General features: G+C 66.1%; 16 protein-coding genes. 11 read left to right on the forward strand and 5 right to left on the reverse strand.

Annotation, left to right across the window (positions count from 1 at the left end; all coding sequences use genetic code 11):
• The first annotated feature begins 11 nt into the window (after positions 1-11).
• Positions 12-881 carry a cation diffusion facilitator family transporter gene (locus ACI2KK_RS06470; RefSeq protein WP_404668309.1) on the forward strand — a complete coding sequence of 290 codons (870 nt, stop codon included), beginning with the start codon at positions 12-14 and terminating at the stop codon, positions 879-881.
• 60 nt (positions 882-941) lie between these two features.
• Here the strand turns inward: ACI2KK_RS06470 and ACI2KK_RS06475 are convergent, their stop codons facing one another.
• The gene (locus ACI2KK_RS06475) at positions 942-1,772 is read right to left on the reverse strand and encodes a DUF6515 family protein (RefSeq protein WP_404668310.1); all 831 of its coding nucleotides are present in this window, start codon (positions 1,770-1,772) and stop codon (positions 942-944) included.
• A gap of 379 nt (positions 1,773-2,151) precedes the next feature.
• Between ACI2KK_RS06475 and ACI2KK_RS06480 the strand changes: the two genes are divergently transcribed.
• A complete protein-coding gene (locus ACI2KK_RS06480) occupies positions 2,152-2,628 on the forward strand; it encodes an Lrp/AsnC family transcriptional regulator (protein ID WP_003249795.1) in 477 nt (158 codons plus the stop codon).
• 53 nt (positions 2,629-2,681) lie between these two features.
• Entirely contained in the window at positions 2,682-2,885 is a 204-nt protein-coding gene (locus ACI2KK_RS06485; protein WP_013974331.1) for a DUF2788 domain-containing protein, read from the forward strand.
• A 73-nt stretch (positions 2,886-2,958) separates the two neighbouring features.
• Here the strand turns inward: ACI2KK_RS06485 and ACI2KK_RS06490 are convergent, their stop codons facing one another.
• From ACI2KK_RS06490 to ACI2KK_RS06505, 4 genes are all read right to left on the reverse strand, one after another.
• Entirely contained in the window at positions 2,959-3,588 is a 630-nt protein-coding gene (locus ACI2KK_RS06490; RefSeq protein ID WP_404668311.1) for a pseudouridine synthase, read from the reverse strand.
• Positions 3,589-3,594: 6 nt separating this feature from the next.
• Positions 3,595-5,082 (reverse strand): AMP nucleosidase, encoded by a 1,488-nt coding sequence (amn, locus tag ACI2KK_RS06495; RefSeq protein WP_404668312.1) that lies wholly within the window; start codon positions 5,080-5,082, stop codon positions 3,595-3,597.
• A gap of 102 nt (positions 5,083-5,184) precedes the next feature.
• The gene (locus ACI2KK_RS06500; RefSeq protein ID WP_404668313.1) at positions 5,185-6,837 is read right to left on the reverse strand and encodes an acyl-CoA dehydrogenase family protein; all 1,653 of its coding nucleotides are present in this window, start codon (positions 6,835-6,837) and stop codon (positions 5,185-5,187) included.
• Between the two features lie 217 nt (positions 6,838-7,054).
• Positions 7,055-9,046, reverse strand: a complete 1,992-nt coding sequence (locus ACI2KK_RS06505; RefSeq protein WP_404668314.1) for a 7TM diverse intracellular signaling domain-containing protein — start codon at positions 9,044-9,046, stop codon at positions 7,055-7,057.
• 264 nt (positions 9,047-9,310) lie between these two features.
• Between ACI2KK_RS06505 and ACI2KK_RS06510 the strand changes: the two genes are divergently transcribed.
• From ACI2KK_RS06510 to lnt, 8 genes are all read left to right on the forward strand, one after another.
• Positions 9,311-10,108, forward strand: coding sequence for a hydroxymethylpyrimidine/phosphomethylpyrimidine kinase (locus ACI2KK_RS06510; RefSeq protein WP_404668315.1), 798 nt, complete (start codon positions 9,311-9,313; stop codon positions 10,106-10,108).
• Positions 10,109-10,122: 14 nt separating this feature from the next.
• Positions 10,123-10,746: a thiamine phosphate synthase gene (gene thiE / locus ACI2KK_RS06515; RefSeq protein WP_404668316.1), complete on the forward strand. Its 624-nt coding sequence runs from the start codon at positions 10,123-10,125 to the stop codon at positions 10,744-10,746.
• A gap of 19 nt (positions 10,747-10,765) precedes the next feature.
• Positions 10,766-12,049, forward strand: a complete 1,284-nt coding sequence (gene hemL / locus ACI2KK_RS06520) for a glutamate-1-semialdehyde 2,1-aminomutase (RefSeq protein ID WP_404668317.1) — start codon at positions 10,766-10,768, stop codon at positions 12,047-12,049.
• A gap of 235 nt (positions 12,050-12,284) precedes the next feature.
• Entirely contained in the window at positions 12,285-12,830 is a 546-nt protein-coding gene (locus ACI2KK_RS06525) for a tetratricopeptide repeat protein (protein WP_217887594.1), read from the forward strand.
• Positions 12,831-13,068: 238 nt separating this feature from the next.
• Positions 13,069-14,067: a PhoH family protein gene (locus ACI2KK_RS06530; protein WP_404668318.1), complete on the forward strand. Its 999-nt coding sequence runs from the start codon at positions 13,069-13,071 to the stop codon at positions 14,065-14,067.
• Positions 14,060-14,533 carry an rRNA maturation RNase YbeY gene (gene ybeY / locus ACI2KK_RS06535; RefSeq protein WP_404668319.1) on the forward strand — a complete coding sequence of 158 codons (474 nt, stop codon included), beginning with the start codon at positions 14,060-14,062 and terminating at the stop codon, positions 14,531-14,533. Before ACI2KK_RS06530 ends, ybeY begins: the two co-directional genes overlap by 8 nt.
• Positions 14,534-14,559: 26 nt before the next feature.
• Positions 14,560-15,399 (forward strand): HlyC/CorC family transporter, encoded by an 840-nt coding sequence (locus tag ACI2KK_RS06540; RefSeq protein ID WP_054892824.1) that lies wholly within the window; start codon positions 14,560-14,562, stop codon positions 15,397-15,399.
• An 8-nt stretch (positions 15,400-15,407) separates the two neighbouring features.
• A complete protein-coding gene (gene lnt / locus ACI2KK_RS06545; protein ID WP_404668320.1) occupies positions 15,408-16,925 on the forward strand; it encodes an apolipoprotein N-acyltransferase in 1,518 nt (505 codons plus the stop codon).
• Positions 16,926-16,932: the final 7 nt, after the last annotated feature.

The following is a 16,932-nucleotide window of genomic DNA, read 5'->3' on the forward strand; positions in this document are numbered from 1 at the left end:
AGGCCTGCAGCATGACCGTGAGCGCCGAACACCAACGCCTGCTGCGCCTGGCCACCCGCGCCTCGCTGTGCGTGGCCAGCATCCTGGTGCTGAGCAAGGCCGTGGCCTGGTGGCTGAGCGGCTCGGTGAGCCTGCTGGCCGGGCTCACCGACTCGGCGCTGGATGCGGTGGCCTCCTTCCTCAACCTGCTGGCGGTGCACTACGCGCTGCGCCCGGCCGACGACGACCACCGCTTTGGCCATGGCAAGGCCGAGGCCCTGGCCGGCATGGCCCAGGCGCTGTTCATCGGGGTCAGTGCGGTGCTGATCGCGGTGCAGGCGGTGCAACGGCTGCAGGCGCCGCAACCCCTTGTGGATACTGCGGCCGGCATCGTTGTGATGGTGTTGTCGCTGGTGCTGACCCTGGGTTTGCTGGCGTTCCAGCGCAAGGTCGTGCGGCTCACAGGCTCCACCGCCGTGCGCGCCGATTCGCTGCACTATCGCTCCGACCTGCTGCTCAACGGCAGTATTTTGCTGGCCTTGCTTCTCGCGCGGTTCGGCTGGCCGCAGCTGGATGCGCTGTTCGGCCTGGGCATTGCCTTGTACATCCTGTGGAGCGCGGTGCAGATCGCCCGTGAGAGCACGGCGATCTTGATGGACCAGGAACTGCCTGCCGACATCGGCGAGCGCATGCTCGAGGTGGTGCTGGCGATTCCCGGAGTGAAAGGCGCGCATGATTTGCGCACACGGGTGTCGGGCAGCCAGTGGTTCGTGCAGGTGCACCTGGAATTACCGGGGGCGTTGCCGCTGGATCAGGCCCATGCGTTGTGCGTGCAGGCATCGGCGGCGATACGTGAACGTTACCCGCGGGCCGATGTGATGGTGCACGCCGACCCGGTTTAGGGTTGCCTGTCAGGGCCTCATCGCCGGCAAGCCGGCTCCTACAGGCGATTGGGGCAAACCTCAGTTGGTGCTGTAACCCCGCCCGCTCAGGCAGGCCCCCAGCGCCCGGCGGTAGCTGTCGGCCACCTGCAGCGGCGGTGCGGCAGTGGCGGTGGCCGGGTCGAAGCCGGATTGGCTCACGGCCCAGCGATGGCACTGGTAACGGTCCTGTTCCTGCTGTTCGGGCCCCTGGCCGTACAGCGGGTAGGCGACCACGTCGTAGGCCGTGCCCTGCTGCTGCACCGGCATCGGCGCGGGCGCTGCCACCGGCGGGTTGACCACCACGTACTGCTGGCTGTCGCCCATGTACTGGTAGTAAGTGTCGGCCACCAGGAAATACAGCGCGCCGCCCGCCCACACCTCACGGGCATAGGATGGCAGGTAGCCGACACTCACCCCGTAGGGCGGCGTCACCACCACGTAGCTGCCGCCATGGGGGCGGTACCAGTAGCCACCGGAATAGAAGTAGTCCTGCCCACGGTATGGCACCTTCCAGGAGCGGTCCGGGAAGCGGTCGATGCTGTGCCCCGGGCGATACTGCGGCCCCGGCCCCCAGCCATTGCCATGCCCGTCCGGGCGCCCGGCCCAGTCGCCACCCGGGCGCTGCCCTGGGCCGCCGGCCTGCCAGTGGCGGTTGTCGCCCTGGCGGCGCGGGATATCCTGGTAGTAACCCTGGCGCGGCTGCTGGGTTTGGCGCACCTCATCGCGGGAATTGAGCGGCGAACCGCGCCCGCCATTGCCGTTGCCATTGGGGTCCTGCGGGCCATCCCCCGGCCCCTGGGCCAGTGCCCCCAGGCTGATGACCATGCCCAGCAAACCAACACCTGCCAACTGCCAGATGCGCGACCTCATGTTATGCCTCTCGATCAGGGAAACTGCATGGCACCAGTCTACCGCGCGGCTCGAATCGCAAGCATTAAAAAAGGGAGGCCTTGCGGCCTCCCTTCGGGAATTGTTGTCCGTGCTCGGCGCTTGTGACACCGGCTCACCTCGCGCCGTCTTCTGGACAGTGCGTAGCCCGGGGGCTGACGAACCCTGTTGGTTCGCTGGCCGCGACCGCCCGCCTGGGGCGCATCGCCGTGGACTGATGTCCGGGCAGTGATTCTGGTGTTAAAGATAGGCCAGGGCGCGGGGCACAGGATTGCGAAGATTGCTCTGATAAATAGCACTTGCGCAATTTTTCACTCAGGTTCGATAATTCACCGCAATCCGGATAGAAAAGGCCCCTTTCATGAGCAAGCTCGACCGCTACGACCTGAGCATTCTTGCCGAATTGCAGCGCGATGCACGCATCTCCAACCAGGAACTGGCCGAACGTATCGGCTTGTCGCCCTCCCCTTGCTCGCGGCGGGTCAAGCAGCTTGAAGACGACGGCTATATCTCGCGTCAGGTGGCACTGCTGGACCGCAAGAAGCTCGGCCTGAGCCTGACTGCCTACGTGCTGATCGGCATGGACCGCCACACCCCCGAGCGCTTCGAAACCTTCGAGGCAGCCATCCGCAACCTGCCGCAGGTGCTCGAGTGCAGCCTGGTCACCGGCATGGACGCCGACTATCAGCTGAAGGTGGTGGTACCGGACATGGACCACTACCAGAAACTGCTGCTCGGCAGCCTGACCCGTATCGAAGGGGTAACCAGCGTGCGTTCGAGCTTCGTGCTCAACCAGGTGCTGGCCAGTACCGAGCTGCCGTTGACCCACCTCCGTTGAATCGCAGCCAACCCGGCGTATGATCGGGTTTTCAACCTGCCCGGAGTGAGCTGATGGATCCCGCCGTATTCGAAGAGTGGATGATGATCATCCTGGTGACCGTGCTGATCGGTTTCATGGGCTTCATCGTCTGGGACCTGGCGAAAAAGTCCAAGGCCGGGCGCTTTGGTACGCTGATCCTGTTCTTCGTGCTGGGCCTGGGCGTGCTGGCGTTCATCATCAAGAGCGTGGTGGTGGGGTTTCTGGAAGGGGTGTAACAGTTTGCGGCCCGTCGCGGGGCAAGCCCGCTCCTACGGTTACCGTGGGAGCGGGCTTGCCCCGCGATGGCGATTACAGCTTCGCCGCCACTTCGCGCCAGCAACCCTGCTCCAGCCCTTCGATCGACCAGTCGCCAATCTTCACCCGCACCAGGCGCAGGGTCGGCAACCCCACCGCTGCAGTCATGCGCCGTACCTGGCGGTTGCGCCCTTCGCGAATCACCAGCTCCAGCCACGCCGTCGGCACGCTCTTGCGAAAACGTACCGGCGGGTTGCGCGGCCATAGCTCGGGCTCTTCCAGCAAACGCGCCTCGGCCGGCAGCGTCGGGCCATCGTTGAGCTCGACCCCCTCGCGCAAACGCCGCAACTGCTCTTCGCCCGGCTCACCTTCCACCTGCACCCAGTAGGTCTTGGCCAGCTTGTGCTTCGGGTCGGCGATACGCGCCTGCAGGCGCCCGTCGTTGGTCAGAAGCAGCAGGCCTTCGCTGTCGCGGTCCAGGCGCCCGGCCGGGTAAATGCCCGGGATATCGATGAAATCCTTGAGCGTAGCGCGGCCCTCACCGTCGCTGAATTGGGTGAGCACGTCGAACGGCTTATTGAACAGGATCAGGCGCGGCTCGGCCGGCGGCGCCTTGGCCTGGCGCCTGGGGCCGGCAGGGCGCGCCGCCGGGCGGCGCGGGTTGTTGCGGGGTGGCGGGGGCATGGATCCTCAGCGGAACGGCGGCTCATCGAAGCTGCGCAGTTTACGCGAGTGCAGCGAGTTGAGCTCGGTGCGCAGCAGGTCGAGGGCGGCGATGCCGATTTTAAGGTGCTGGCTGACCGCACGGTTGTAGAAGGCGTTGGCCGAGCCGGGCAGCTTGATTTCACTGTGCAGCGGTTTGTCCGACACGCACAGCAAGGTGCCGTAAGGCACTCGCAGGCGATAACCTTGCGCAGCGATGGTGCCGCTCTCCATGTCCACCGCCACGGCGCGGGACAGGTTGATCAGCGGCCGTTCCTGGGCCCAGCGCAGCTCCCAGTTGCGGTCGTCGTAGGTGAGCACGGTGCCGGTGCGCAGGCGCTTCTTCAATTGCTCGCCACGCTCGCCGGTAACCTGCGCTGCCGCCTCCTGCAAGGCCAGTTGCACCTCGGCCAGCGCCGGGATGGGGATGTTCGGCGGCACCACGCGGTCGAGGATGCCGTCGCGGCGCATATAGGCGTGGGCCAGCACGTAGTCGCCGATGGTCTGCGACTGACGCAGGCCGCCGCAGTGGCCGATCATCAGCCAGCAGTGCGGGCGCAATACCGCCAGGTGGTCGGTGATGTTCTTGGCGTTGGACGGGCCGACGCCGATGTTGACCAGAGTGACGCCGTCGCCGTCGGCGGCAATCAGGTGGTAGGCCGGCATCTGGTAACGGTGCCAGACCACCCCGGCCACCAGGGCCTGGGCTTCGCCGTTGTCCATGGCCTTTTCGATGACCACGTTGCCGGGCAGCACCATGCGCACGAAGCGCGGGTCTTCACGCAGCTGTTCAAGGCCGTGAGCAATGAACTGGTCGACGTAGCGGTGGTAGTTGGTCAGCAGGATCCACGGCTGCACGTGGCGCCAGTCGCTGCCGGTGTAGTGCACCAGCCGGCGCAGCGAGAAGTCCACGCGGGCGGCGTCGAACAGCGCCAGCGGCAGCGTTTCGGCGCTTTCCCAGTCGTACAGGCCGTCGGCAATGTTGTCGGTGGCCGCCGACAGGTCGGTGCTGGGGAACACCCGCGCCAGCTGCGCGGCGGTGATGCCGCTGCCGGCCAGCTCGTCGCCCTGGTCGACCACGTAGGGGTACGGGATGCTCTGCTCGCTGACACCCACCTCGACGGTGACGGTGTAGTCGTGCATCAAGGGGCGCAACTGCTCCAGCAGGTAACCGCGAAACGCCGAGGGCTGGGTGACGGTGACGCTGTAGGTGCCGGCCACCTGTACCTTGGCGTAGGCGCGGGTGGTGGCGGCGACTTCGCCCTGGCTGAAGTAGGTCAGGCGCAGCGCCGGGTAGCGGAACAGCCCGCGCTCCTCGTCGCTGGGTTCGGTGCGGTCTTTGAGGTAACGCTTGAGGGCCTGGCTGAGGGCGCCGGTAGCCTGTTCATGCAGGGCCGCCAGACGGTCGACGGCCTGTTCGGGGGTAGCAACGACTTCAAACGCTTGGCTCACGCTGGGGTTCCTGTCTTCAGACATGCATGACGACCATCTTGCCTAGGTTGCCGGGTAAATACATCCCCGGGATGCCGGGTAGCCTGTTCGGGCCCTATCGCCGGCAAGCCGGCTCCTACAGGAGGCTCATGGCATCCAGACGGGTGTGGCCCGGGCCACCAGCGCCTCGGCATCCACCCCGCGCGGCAGCGCGCCGTAGGCCCGTCCGCCGCCGGCCAGGCGGCTGCCGATGAAGGCATCGCTGACCGTCGCATTGCCCGCCTCCAGCAGCAGCTTGGCCTGCAGTGCCAGGGCGATGTCCTCGGTCAGCTGGCGGGCGCGGTACTGGATGTCGCCGGTGTCGGCGAAGGCGCCCTTGAGGTTGCCGATGAACGCCGCCAGGCGCGGGTCGCCATGGCCATCGCCAAGCTCGGCGAACAGCGCATCGAGCACCCCGGGCTCTTTCGACAGCGCGCGCAATACATCCAGGCACTGCACGTTGCCCGAGCCCTCCCAGGTGGAGTTGACCGGCGCCTCACGGTATAGCCGCGGCAGGATGCTGTCTTCGACGTAGCCGGCGCCGCCCAGGCACTCGGCGGCCTCGTTGATCATCCCGGGGGCGCGCTTGCAGATCCAGTACTTGCCCACCGCCGTCACCAGGCGGGCGAAGTGCGCCTGCTGCGGGTCGTCCAGCTGGTCCAGCGCCTGGCCCATGCGCAGGCTCAAGGCCAGGGCCGCCTCGCTTTCCAGGGCCAGGTCGGCGAGCACGTTCTGCATCAACGGCTGCTCGGCCAGCAACCGGCCACCGACCTTGCGGTGGGCACAGTGGTGGGCCGCCTGGGTCAGGGCCTGGCGCATCAGGGCGCTGGAGCCGACCATGCAATCGAAGCGGGTCATGGCCACCATTTCGATGATGGTCGGCACGCCACGGCCCTCCTCGCCCACCATCCAGGCCAGGGCGCCGCGAAACTCCACTTCGCTGGAGGCGTTGGAGCAGTTGCCCAGCTTGTTCTTCAGGCGCTGGATATAGAACTGGTTGCGCCCGTCGTCCGGCCGGTGGCGCGGCAGCAGGAAGCAACTCAGGCCCTTGTCGGTCTGCGCCAGGGTCAGGAAGGCGTCGCACATCGGCGCCGAGCAGAACCACTTGTGCCCCACCAGTTCATAGGGCTGGCCGGGGCCCGGCGCGCCCACCGGGTAGGCGCGGGTGGTGTTGGCCCGCACATCGGTGCCGCCCTGCTTCTCAGTCATGGCCATGCCGATGGTCACCCCGGCCTTGTGCCGGTCACCGATGTTGCGTGGGTCGTATTCGCGGCTGAGCACCTTGGGCAGCCAGTAGCCGGCCAGTTCCGGCTGCAGGCGCAGGGCCGGCACGGCGGCGAAGGTCATGGTCAGCGGGCAGCCACTGCCGGCTTCGGCCTGGCTGTGCAGGTAGGTCATGGCGGCGCGGGCGACGTGGGCGCCGGCGCGCGGCTCGGCCCAGGGCAGCGACGGCAGGCCGTGTTCGACGGCGGTACGCATCAGTTCGTGATAGGCGGGGTGAAAGCTCACCAGGTCGATGCGGTGGCCGTAGCGGTCGTGGCTGGCGAACTCGGGCTTGTGGGCGTTGGCCAGAAACCCTGCAGCCATCAGCGGGCCGCCGGCCAGGGCACCGTAGGCGTCGATCCGCGACTCGGCCCAGCCGGCCCCGCAGCGCCGTGACCATTCTTGCAGGGGCTGGTCGAGGCGATACAGGTTGGCGCCATCGAGGGGCGGCGGCTGGTTGGTGACCTCGTGGGTCTCGGCGAACTGGTGCAGGTTCATCGGGGGCCTCCTGGAACCGCGCTGGGTGAGAGACCCAGTGAAGCACCCTGGGGCGGGGAGTCAAAGTGACAAATCGGACTACCTGGGGGGCGATGTGGGGGCATCTGTCTTGTGCTGCCTGTACCGGCCTCATCGCCGGCAAGCCGGCTCCTACAGGGATCGCGTAGCCTTCAAGCCTGCGCTGTACCTGTAGGAGCCGGCTTGCCGGCGATGAGGCCTACAACCGCGCCGGCCCCTGCACCACCCGGCTCGGCGGCACCTGCACCTGGGTCACGTCCAGCGCCAGGCTCAGCTCGAAGCGGCTGCCAAGGCCTGGCGTCGACTCATGGGCAAGCTTGGCGCCGATCAGCTCACCCAGCTGGCGGCAGATCGACAGGCCGATGCCCAGGCCGCCGTAACGACGGGTCATCGAGCCATCGACCTGGAAGAAGCGCTGGTACAGCACGGCCTGGTCGAGGTCCTCGAAACCGATGCCGCTATCGCTCACGGTGATGCTCAGGGCCAAGGAGTCCGGTGCCACCAGGCGCCCGCGGGCCTGCACGGTAACGCCGCCCTGGTGGGTGAACTTCAGGCCGTTGTCCACCAGGCAGGCCAGGCAGCGGGCGAGCTTTTGCGGGTCGCCGATCAGGCTGTCGGGCAGGTCGGCGGGGATGTCCAGGCTCAGGTACAGGCCCTTGGCCAGGGCTTGCCCGGCGTAGCCTGCGCGCAGCTCCTGCAGCAGCCGGCGCAGGCTGAACGGCACGCCATGCCGGCGCAGGCGCCCAGCTTGCAGTTCGGTGAGGATGAGGATGTCGTCGACCATCGCCATCATGTCCTGGGCCGAGCCCGTGGCAGTGCGGTGATACTGCGCCTGTTCGGCGCTCATGGGCAGGGTGTGCAGCAGCTCCAGCGAACCGATCACGCCGTTCATCGGGGTGCGCAGTTCATGGGTGACAGTGGCCAGGAATTCGTCCTTGAGGCGGTTGCTGTGGGCCAGTTGCTGGTTCAGTTGCTCCAAGGTGCGGCCGGTTTCACGCAAGGTGCGCGCCTGCTCTTCACGCAGGCTGTTGATGCGGTCGGCCAGGGCCAGCGACAGCAATGCCACCTCCAGCGCCGAACCCAGCTGGCTGGCGTACATGGTGATGAACAGGTTGGGCAGGTAACCAAGCACCATCAGGGTGTTGACCAGCCCGCCAAGCAGGAAGGCGCTCCAGGCGATGATGAACCAGCGCGCCACCCGCACCCCGCGCCACCAGGCGTACACCCCGGCGCTGAACACACTCACGGTGAACAGCAGCGCCAGCACCGTGGCCATGCGCAGCGCCACGCCGTAGCGCAGGGTCACCGCCAGTACCATCACCAGCGCGCCGCCGGCCATCAGCGCCAGCAGCAGGCGATCGAAGGCCCGGCTCAGCCGCCCCAGTTGCAGGAAGTGGCGGGCGAACTGGCAGCCGAACAACCCGGCAGCGCCGATGAACAGCGGCGTCGAGGCATTCGCCCACCACGGGCTGTCGGGCCAGAAGTAGGCGATGCCGGCGCCGTTGACCGACACCTGGTACAGGCCGAACGAGGCGATATAGAGGATGTAATAGAGGTAGCTGACATCGCGCACGCTGAGGTAGATGAACAGGTTGTACACCAGCATCACCAGCAGCACGCCATAGATCATGCCCAGCACGTACAGGCGGGTGGGCTGGTCTTCCATGTAGGCTTCGGCCGACCACAGCGTCAGCGGCGCCTGCACCGAGCCCTGGCTGTGCAGGCGCAGGTAGGCGGTGGTCACCTGGCCGGGTTCCAGCGGCAACTCGAACAGGTAGTTGTTCTGGCGGATCTGCCGGCTGGCGTAGGGCAGCGCGTCACCGGTGCGCCCGGCCAGGCGATAGCCGCCCTCGGCATCAGGCAGGTACAGTTCGAGGTGGTCCAGCGGCGGGTAGGCCAGCTCCAGCAGCCACTGGCGCGGCTTGGCGGTGGGGGTGGCGTTGTATTGCAGATCGATGCGCAGCCAGAACACCGAGGTCGAGTAACCGGCGTTGAGCACCTCGTCGGGGTGCGCGTGAAAGCGGCTGGCGAAGGCGGGGGAACTGACCTGGGCGATGCTGGCACTGCCGTCGGTGTCTTCGAAGACCTGCATGTGCCGCCCCAGCGGCAGGCGCCCGGTGGCGTCGTCGAAATCGACCGCCCCGGCGAACATGGGCAAGCAGCCCAGAAGCACAATCAGCAAATAGCGCATACAGCCCCAGCATGGCCTGTCCGGTCGCGTCGCGGTTGCCTCCTTTCCCTTTGAGACGACGTGATCCGGCAGAACCCGTTATCGAGTTATCCGAGCACTCTAGCATAGCTTCCCGGCAGTACCAGAGGCCACATACAATTTGCCTTCGAAGGCTCTAACATAGTGCTTTCAGCCAAACAGAAAGCAACAAACTGACCACTCGATCAATAAAACCCGCCGAGCGAGCGGTCCGCACAAATGGGATTGGTGATAAGCTCGCCGACCATGAATACCTACAGCTCCCGCCCCGTTGTCCTCTGTCTCTCCGGCCACGACCCCAGTGGTGGCGCCGGGCTGCAGGCAGATATCGAAGCCCTGCTGGCCCAAGGCTGTCACGCCGCCCCCGCCGTGACCGCGCTGACTGTGCAGGATACCGTCAATGTTTCCGACTTCCGCGTGCTCGACCGCGAGTGGGTATTGGCCCAGGCCAACGCCGTGCTGGCCGATTCCACCGTGGCCGCGGTCAAGCTGGGCATGCTCGGCTCGATCGCGATGGTCGACACCGTCGCCGAACTGCTCGCCGCCCACCCGCACCTGCCACTGGTCTGCGACCCGGTGCTGCGCGCCGGTGGCGGTGGCCGCCTGGGCAAGGACGAAGTCGGCTACGCGCTGCGCGAACGCCTGCTGCCGTTAGCTACCATCGCCACCCCCAACCTGCCCGAGGCGCGCATCCTGGCCGAACTGCCCGAGGGCAGCGCCGACGAATGCGCCGACAAACTGCTGCCGTTCTGTAGACACCTGCTGATCACCGGCGGTCACGGCGACGAGGTCGAGATTCACAACCGCCTGTATAGCCGCGACGGCCAGCAGCACACCTGGACCTGCCAGCGCCTGCCGGGCAGCTACCATGGTTCGGGCTGCACCCTGGCCAGCGCCCTGGCCGGCCGCCTGGCCCTGGGCGAAGACCTCGCCAGCGCCGTGCGCAGCGCCCTGGACTACACCTGGCGCACCCTGCGTGACGCCGAGCAACTGGGCAAGGGCCAGTACGTGCCGCGCCGCCTGCCCCTGGATTTCTGCTCCTGACACGAGGCCACCCGATGACGCTCCGCGGTTTGTATGCGATCACCGACAGCCAGCTGCTCGCCGGCCGTTTTCTCTCCCACGTGGAAGCGGCGCTGGAAGGCGGCGTGTGCCTTTTGCAGTACCGCGACAAGGGCGACGACGCCGCCCGCCGCCTGCGCGAGGCCGAGGCGCTGCACACATTGTGCGAGCGCTACGGCACGCAGCTGATCATCAACGATGACGCCGAACTGGCCGCACGCCTGGGTGTTGGCGTGCACCTGGGCCAGACCGACGGCCCGCTGACGCCCGCCCGCGCCCTGCTGGGCCGCCAGGCAGTCATCGGCTCCACCTGCCACGCAAGCCTTGAGCTTGCGCAGCAGGCTGCCAGCGAAGGCGCCAGCTACGTCGCCTTCGGCCGCTTTTTCAATTCCGTGACCAAACCGGGTGCCCCGGCCGCCAGCGTCGAACTGCTGGAACAGGCCCGCGCCCAGGTCAAGTTGCCAGTCGCCGTGATCGGCGGCATCACCCTCGACAACGCCGCCCCGCTGGTCGCCCATGGCGCCGACCTGCTGGCGGTGATCCACGGCCTGTTCGGTGCCGACAGCGCGCAGGAAGTGACCCGCCGCGCCCGCGCCTTCAACGCCCTGTTCGCTTCCTGATTTTAAAGAGAAGACCCCCATGTCCCGTTCCGAAGCCCTGTTCGCCCAAGCCCAGAAACACATCCCCGGTGGCGTCAACTCGCCGGTGCGCGCCTTCAAGAGCGTCGGCGGCACGCCGCTGTTCTTCAAGCACGCCGAAGGCGCCTATGTGATCGACGAAGACGACAAGCGCTATGTCGACTACGTCGGTTCCTGGGGCCCGATGATCCTCGGCCACGGCCACCCTGAGGTGCTCGACGCGGTGCGCAACCAGCTGCAGCACGGCCTGTCCTACGGCGCTCCGACCGCCATGGAAACCGAGATGGCCGACCTGGTCTGCTCGATCGTGCCGTCGATGGAAATGGTGCGCATGGTCAGCTCGGGCACCGAAGCCACCATGAGCGCCATCCGCCTGGCCCGTGGCTACACCGGCCGTGACGCCATCATCAAGTTCGAGGGCTGCTACCACGGCCACTCCGACAGCCTGCTGGTCAAGGCCGGCTCCGGCCTGCTGACCCAAGGCGTACCAAGCTCGGCCGGCGTGCCGGCGGACTTCGCCAAGCACACCCTGACCCTGCCGTTCAACGACATCGCCGCAGTCGAGAAAACCCTCGCCGACGTCGGCCAGAGCGTGGCCTGCATCATCGTCGAGCCGGTGGCCGGCAACATGAACTGCGTGCCACCCGCGCCGGGCTTCCTCGAAGGCCTGCGCAGCCTGTGCGACAAGCACGGCGTGGTGCTGATCTTCGATGAAGTGATGACCGGTTTCCGCGTATCGCTGGGCGGCGCCCAGGGCTACTACGGCATCACCCCTGACCTGTCGACCTTCGGCAAGATCGTCGGCGGTGGCATGCCGGTCGGCTGCTTCGGCGGCAAGCGCGAGATCATGGGCTGCATCGCGCCGCTGGGCCCGGTCTACCAGGCCGGTACCCTGTCGGGCAACCCGCTGGCCATGGCCGCCGGCCTGACCACCCTGCGCCTGATCAGCCGCCCGGGCTTCCATGACGAACTGACCGCCTTCACCAGCCGCATGCTCGACGGCCTGCAACAGCGCGCCGATGCCGCCGGCATCCCGTTCGTCACCACGCAGGCAGGCGCCATGTTCGGCCTGTACTTCAGCGGCGCCGACGACATCGTCACCTTCGACGACGTGATGGCCAGCGATGCCGAACGCTTCAAGCGCTTCTTCCACCTGATGCTCGAAGGTGGCGTGTACCTGGCACCAAGCGCCTTCGAAGCCGGCTTCACTTCCATCGCCCATGGCGATAAAGAGCTGCAGATCACCCTGGATGCAGCCGAGCGGGCATTCGCCAAACTCAAGTGATGTTCCGGGCCTCATCGCCGGCAAGCCGGCTCCTACAGGGCATTGCGCTTAGCTGTAGGAGCCAGCTTGCCGGCGATAAGGCCAGCGCTGGCAACCTTGTGACGCAGGTCACACCCCGGGCCGGATCCTCACCGAGACAGAAATCTGAGTAAAACTTTGTAAGGTAGGCGCTGCTTATCCCATAATGTGCCACCAGAGACATTGGTCGCAGTTTTGCAGAGGTAAGTCGATCCCCATGAACCGCACCGGCCGCGCCCTGACTATGGGCTGCCTGTTGCTTCTTCAGCCCCTGCTGGCCCTGGCGGAGGGCGGTAACTCGTTGCTGATTCCGGCGACGGGCCGCTGCACGCTGAACACGGCGCCGGAAGACCTGGAGAACGCCCTCAAGGCCTGCGAGCGGACGGCACAGACCGGGGACGCCCAGGCGCAGTACGAGCTTGGCGAGTTCTACTACAGCGCATCGCCGCGCAATCTCGAAAAAGCCCTCAAGTGGTTCGAACAAGCCTCCCTGCAAGGCAACGCCCAGGCGCAGTACCGCCTTGGCTCGATGTTCTATCGCGGTGAGGGGGTCAAGGCCAACAATGTGCAGGCCTACATCCTGCTGAAGATGGCCGCGGTCAACGGCGCCGAAGATGCCCTGGACCTGGCCGACGAAGTCACCGAACAAATGCCCCGCGACGAACTGGAGCACGCCACCCAGGTGCTGGGCCAGATCTTCCGCAAGTACCTGCTCGAGCTGCAAAGCGCCGAAGGCCGCTCGCCGTTCTCGCCCCTGCCTTAAGCCTCTTCTGCGGCCATCACATCCGTGTAAGACAAGCCATGCATACTGCCTTTGATGGCCCTATCGCCGGCAAGCCGGCTCCTACAGTGGAGCACGGTCGCCTGTAGGAGCCGGCTTGCCGGCGATAGGGCCGGTGAGGCCTGCACAAAACCCTTGATCGTTTCAGTGCTTTCGCCACTGCCCATCAAGGGTTATTCTTGAGTTCACATTCATTGCCGTCGAGCGGCTAAAAACGACCTTGAACGCACCCATACAACCCCATCGTTTCACCCTCGAACCTTTCGAGGCCCACCGTTTCGCCAACTTGTGCGGCCAGTTCGACGAGCACCTGCGCCTGATCGAGCAACGCCTGGCCATCGAGATCCGCAACCGCGGCAATCAGTTCGAACTGATTGGCGAACCCCGGACCACCTCCGCTGCCGAACAGCTGCTGCGCCGCCTCTATCGCGAGACCAAGGCCACTGACCTGTCGCCGGAAACCGTCCATCTCTATCTGCAAGAATCGGCAGTCGAGAACATCGACAACCCGGCGGTCAACGAAGTCAGCGTCTCGCTGCGCACGCGCAAGGGTAACATTCGCCCGCGCGGCGCCAACCAGCAGCGCTACGTCAAGGAAATCCTGGCCAACGACATCAACTTCGGCATCGGCCCGGCCGGTACCGGCAAGACCTACCTTGCCGTCGCCTGCGCTGTCGATGCCCTGGAGCGCGAACAGGTGCGCCGCATCCTGCTGGTGCGCCCGGCGGTCGAAGCTGGCGAGAAGCTCGGCTTCCTGCCCGGCGACCTGGCGCAAAAAATCGACCCGTACCTGCGCCCTCTGTATGACGCGCTGTACGAGATGCTCGGCTTCGAGCACGTGGCCAAGCTGATCGAACGCCAGGTGATCGAGATCGCCCCGCTGGCCTACATGCGCGGCCGCACCCTGAACAACAGCTTCATCATCCTCGACGAAAGCCAGAACACCACGCTGGAACAGATGAAAATGTTCCTCACCCGTATCGGTTTTGGCTCCACCGCAGTGATCACCGGTGACATCACCCAGGTCGACCTGCCGCGTGGCACCAAGTCGGGCCTGGCCCACGTGATCGAGGTGCTGCGCGACGTGCCGGGCATCAGCTTCACCCACTTCCAGCCCAAGGACGTGGTGCGCCACCCGCTGGTGCAGCGCATCGTCGAAGCCTACGACCGCTTCGAAGCCCGTCAGTCCAAGCCCGAGGCGTCCGGCAAAGATGCTTGAACTCGACCTGCAACGGGCCACGGATGCCGCTGCCCCGGATGACGCCGCCTTCCGCCGCTGGTGCGAACTGGCGCTGCGCCAGCGCACGGCCGACTCGGAGATGACCATCCGCCTGGTCGACGAAGCCGAAGGCCGCGAGCTCAACCACACCTACCGGTACAAGGACTACGCCACCAACGTACTGTCCTTCCCAGCCGATGTGCCCGACGACCTGCTCGATATCCCGCTGCTGGGCGATCTGGTGATCTGCGTGGCGGTGGTCGAGCGCGAGGCTGCCGAGCAGGGCAAGTCGCTCGAGGCGCACTGGGCGCACCTGGTGATCCATGGCTGCCTGCACCTGCTCGGCTACGATCACATCGAAGACGACGAAGCCGAAGAAATGGAAGCGCTGGAACGGGAATTGCTGGCAGAACTGGGCCACCCCGACCCTTACGCCGACGACGAAACCGACACAATCACACACTGACACTGCAAGGAACACGAGTAACCGCCATGAGCGAAGACCGATCGAGCAACGGGCAAAAGTCCTGGCTGGGCAAACTGACCCAGGCTTTTGCCCATGAGCCGAAAAACCGCCAGGAGCTCCTCGAGCTGCTGCGCGAAGCCCATCAGAACAAGCTGCTCGACAGCGAAGCGCTGACCATCGTCGAAGGCGCCATTCAGGTCGCCGACCTGCAGGTACGCGACATCATGGTGCCGCGTTCGCAGATGATCAGCATCAAGGCCAGCCAGTCGCCCCGCGAATTCCTGCCGGCGGTGATCGACGCCGCGCACTCGCGCTACCCGGTGATCGGCGAGAGCCATGACGATGTGCTCGGCATCCTGCTCGCCAAGGACCTGCTGCCGCTGATCCTCAAAGAGAACGGCGACAGCTTCAACATCAAGGACCTGCTGCGCCCGGCCACCTTCGTGCCCGAGTCCAAGCGCCTGAACGTGCTGCTGCGCGAATTCCGCGCCAACCACAACCACATGGCCATCGTCATCGACGAGTACGGCGGCGTGGCGGGCCTTGTGACCATCGAGGACGTGCTCGAGCAGATCGTCGGCGACATCGAGGACGAGCACGACGTCGAGGAAGACAGCTACATCAAGCCGCTACCGAGCGGCGACTTCCTGGTCAAGGCCCTGACGCCCATCGAGAACTTCAACGAGTTCTTCGACAGCGAGTTCTCCGATGACGAATTCGACACCGTCGGCGGCCTGGTGATGAGCGCCTTCGGCCACCTGCCCAAGCGCAACGAGACCACCGAAATCGGTGCCTACCGCTTCCGTATCCTCAATGCCGACAGCCGCCGGATACACTTGCTGCGCCTGACCCCGATCACACGTTAAGGAACGACATGCGCTGGATTTCCCGCCCCGGCTGGCCCGGTAACCTGCTGGCCCTGGCGGCCGGCGCCTCCACCCTGCTGGCCCTGGCGCCCTTTGGCATCTGGCCGCTGGCGCTGTTGTCGATCGCCCTGTTCTATGCCGGCCTGCGCACGCTGAGCCCGCGCCAGGCGCTGGCCCGCGGCTGGTGCTTCGGCTTTGGCCTGTACGGCGCCGGCACCTGGTGGATCTACGTCAGCATGAACACCTACGGCGGCGCCTCGCCGCTGTTGGCCATCGTGCTGCTGGTGGCGTTCTTTGCCTGCCTGGCGTTGTTCTTCGCCCTGCCCGCCTGGCTGTGGGCACGCTGGCTGCGCCGCGATGAGGCGCCGCTGGCCGACGCGCTGGGCTTCGCCGCCCTGTGGTTGCTGCAGGAAGCCTTCCGCGGCTGGTTCCTCACCGGTTTCCCCTGGCTTTACGCCGGTTACAGCCAACTGGACGGGCCGCTGGCCGGGCTCGCGCCAATCGGCGGGGTATGGCTGGTGTCGTTCGCCCTCGCGCTGAGCGCCGCGCTGCTGTGCAACCTGGTGCGCCTGCGCGCACGGCCGTCGTTCCTGGCCGTGGCTGCGCTGTTGCTGGTGGCCCCTTGGGTAGTCGGCATGGCGCTCAAGGGCCACGCCTGGACCAAGCCTGCCGGCGATCCACTGAAAGTTGCTGCATTGCAGGGTAACGTCGAGCAGGACCTGAAATGGGACCCGGCCCACGTCAACGCGCAGCTGGCGCTGTACCGCGACATGAGTTTCAGCTCCAAACCCGTCGACCTGCTGATCTGGCCGGAAACCGCCGTACCGGTGCTCAAGGAGCAGGCCCAGGGCTACCTCGACATGATGGGCAGTTTCGCTGCCGAGCGGCATTCGGCGTTGATCACCGGTGTGCCGGTGCGCGAAGAGGTTCATCACCAGCGCCGGTACTACAACGGCATCACCGCCACCGGCGAGGGCGATGGCACCTACCTCAAGCAGAAGCTGGTGCCGTTCGGTGAGTACGTGCCGCTGCAGGACATGCTGCGCGGGCTGATCGAGTTCTTCAACCTGCCGATGTCGGACTTCGCCCGCGGCCCCGAGGACCAGCCGTTGCTGCAGGCCAAGGGCTACCAGGTGGCGCCGTTCATCTGCTACGAAGTGGTCTACCCCGAGTTCGCCGCCAGCCTTGCCGCGCGCAGCGACCTGCTGCTGACCATCAGCAACGACACCTGGTTCGGCAAGTCGATCGGCCCGCTGCAGCACCTGCAGATGGCCCAGATGCGCGCCCTGGAGGCCGGCCGCTGGATGATCCGCGCCACCAACAACGGGGTCACCGCGCTGATCGACCCGTTCGGCCGCATCACCACGCAGATTCCGCAGTTCGAACGTGCAGTGCTGTACGGCGAGGTGGTGCCGATGCAGCAACTGACGCCTTACCTGCAATGGCGCTCGTGGCCACTGGCGATCGTCTGCGTGTTGCTGCTGGGCTGGGCACTGCTGGCGCGCCGCATCGCCAGTACCCTGTGATGCCCAT

Source organism: Pseudomonas sp. NPDC089406, assembly GCF_044900265.1.
In the GTDB taxonomy this organism is placed as follows: Bacteria; Pseudomonadota; Gammaproteobacteria; order Pseudomonadales; family Pseudomonadaceae; genus Aquipseudomonas; species Aquipseudomonas fakonensis.

Coding starts and splice junctions, on each gene's coding strand:
- ACI2KK_RS06470 (WP_404668309.1), top strand. CDS start 12: ATGACCGTGAGCGCCGAACACCAACGCCTGCTGCGCCTGGCCACCCGC.
- ACI2KK_RS06475 (WP_404668310.1), bottom strand. CDS start 1,772: ATGAGGTCGCGCATCTGGCAGTTGGCAGGTGTTGGTTTGCTGGGCATG.
- ACI2KK_RS06480 (WP_003249795.1), top strand. CDS start 2,152: ATGAGCAAGCTCGACCGCTACGACCTGAGCATTCTTGCCGAATTGCAG.
- ACI2KK_RS06485 (WP_013974331.1), top strand. CDS start 2,682: ATGGATCCCGCCGTATTCGAAGAGTGGATGATGATCATCCTGGTGACC.
- ACI2KK_RS06490 (WP_404668311.1), bottom strand. CDS start 3,588: ATGCCCCCGCCACCCCGCAACAACCCGCGCCGCCCGGCGGCGCGCCCT.
- amn (WP_404668312.1), bottom strand. CDS start 5,082: ATGTCTGAAGACAGGAACCCCAGCGTGAGCCAAGCGTTTGAAGTCGTT.
- ACI2KK_RS06500 (WP_404668313.1), bottom strand. CDS start 6,837: ATGAACCTGCACCAGTTCGCCGAGACCCACGAGGTCACCAACCAGCCG.
- ACI2KK_RS06505 (WP_404668314.1), bottom strand. CDS start 9,046: ATGCGCTATTTGCTGATTGTGCTTCTGGGCTGCTTGCCCATGTTCGCC.
- ACI2KK_RS06510 (WP_404668315.1), top strand. CDS start 9,311: ATGAATACCTACAGCTCCCGCCCCGTTGTCCTCTGTCTCTCCGGCCAC.
- thiE (WP_404668316.1), top strand. CDS start 10,123: ATGACGCTCCGCGGTTTGTATGCGATCACCGACAGCCAGCTGCTCGCC.
- hemL (WP_404668317.1), top strand. CDS start 10,766: ATGTCCCGTTCCGAAGCCCTGTTCGCCCAAGCCCAGAAACACATCCCC.
- ACI2KK_RS06525 (WP_217887594.1), top strand. CDS start 12,285: ATGAACCGCACCGGCCGCGCCCTGACTATGGGCTGCCTGTTGCTTCTT.
- ybeY (WP_404668319.1), top strand. CDS start 14,060: ATGCTTGAACTCGACCTGCAACGGGCCACGGATGCCGCTGCCCCGGAT.
- ACI2KK_RS06540 (WP_054892824.1), top strand. CDS start 14,560: ATGAGCGAAGACCGATCGAGCAACGGGCAAAAGTCCTGGCTGGGCAAA.
- lnt (WP_404668320.1), top strand. CDS start 15,408: ATGCGCTGGATTTCCCGCCCCGGCTGGCCCGGTAACCTGCTGGCCCTG.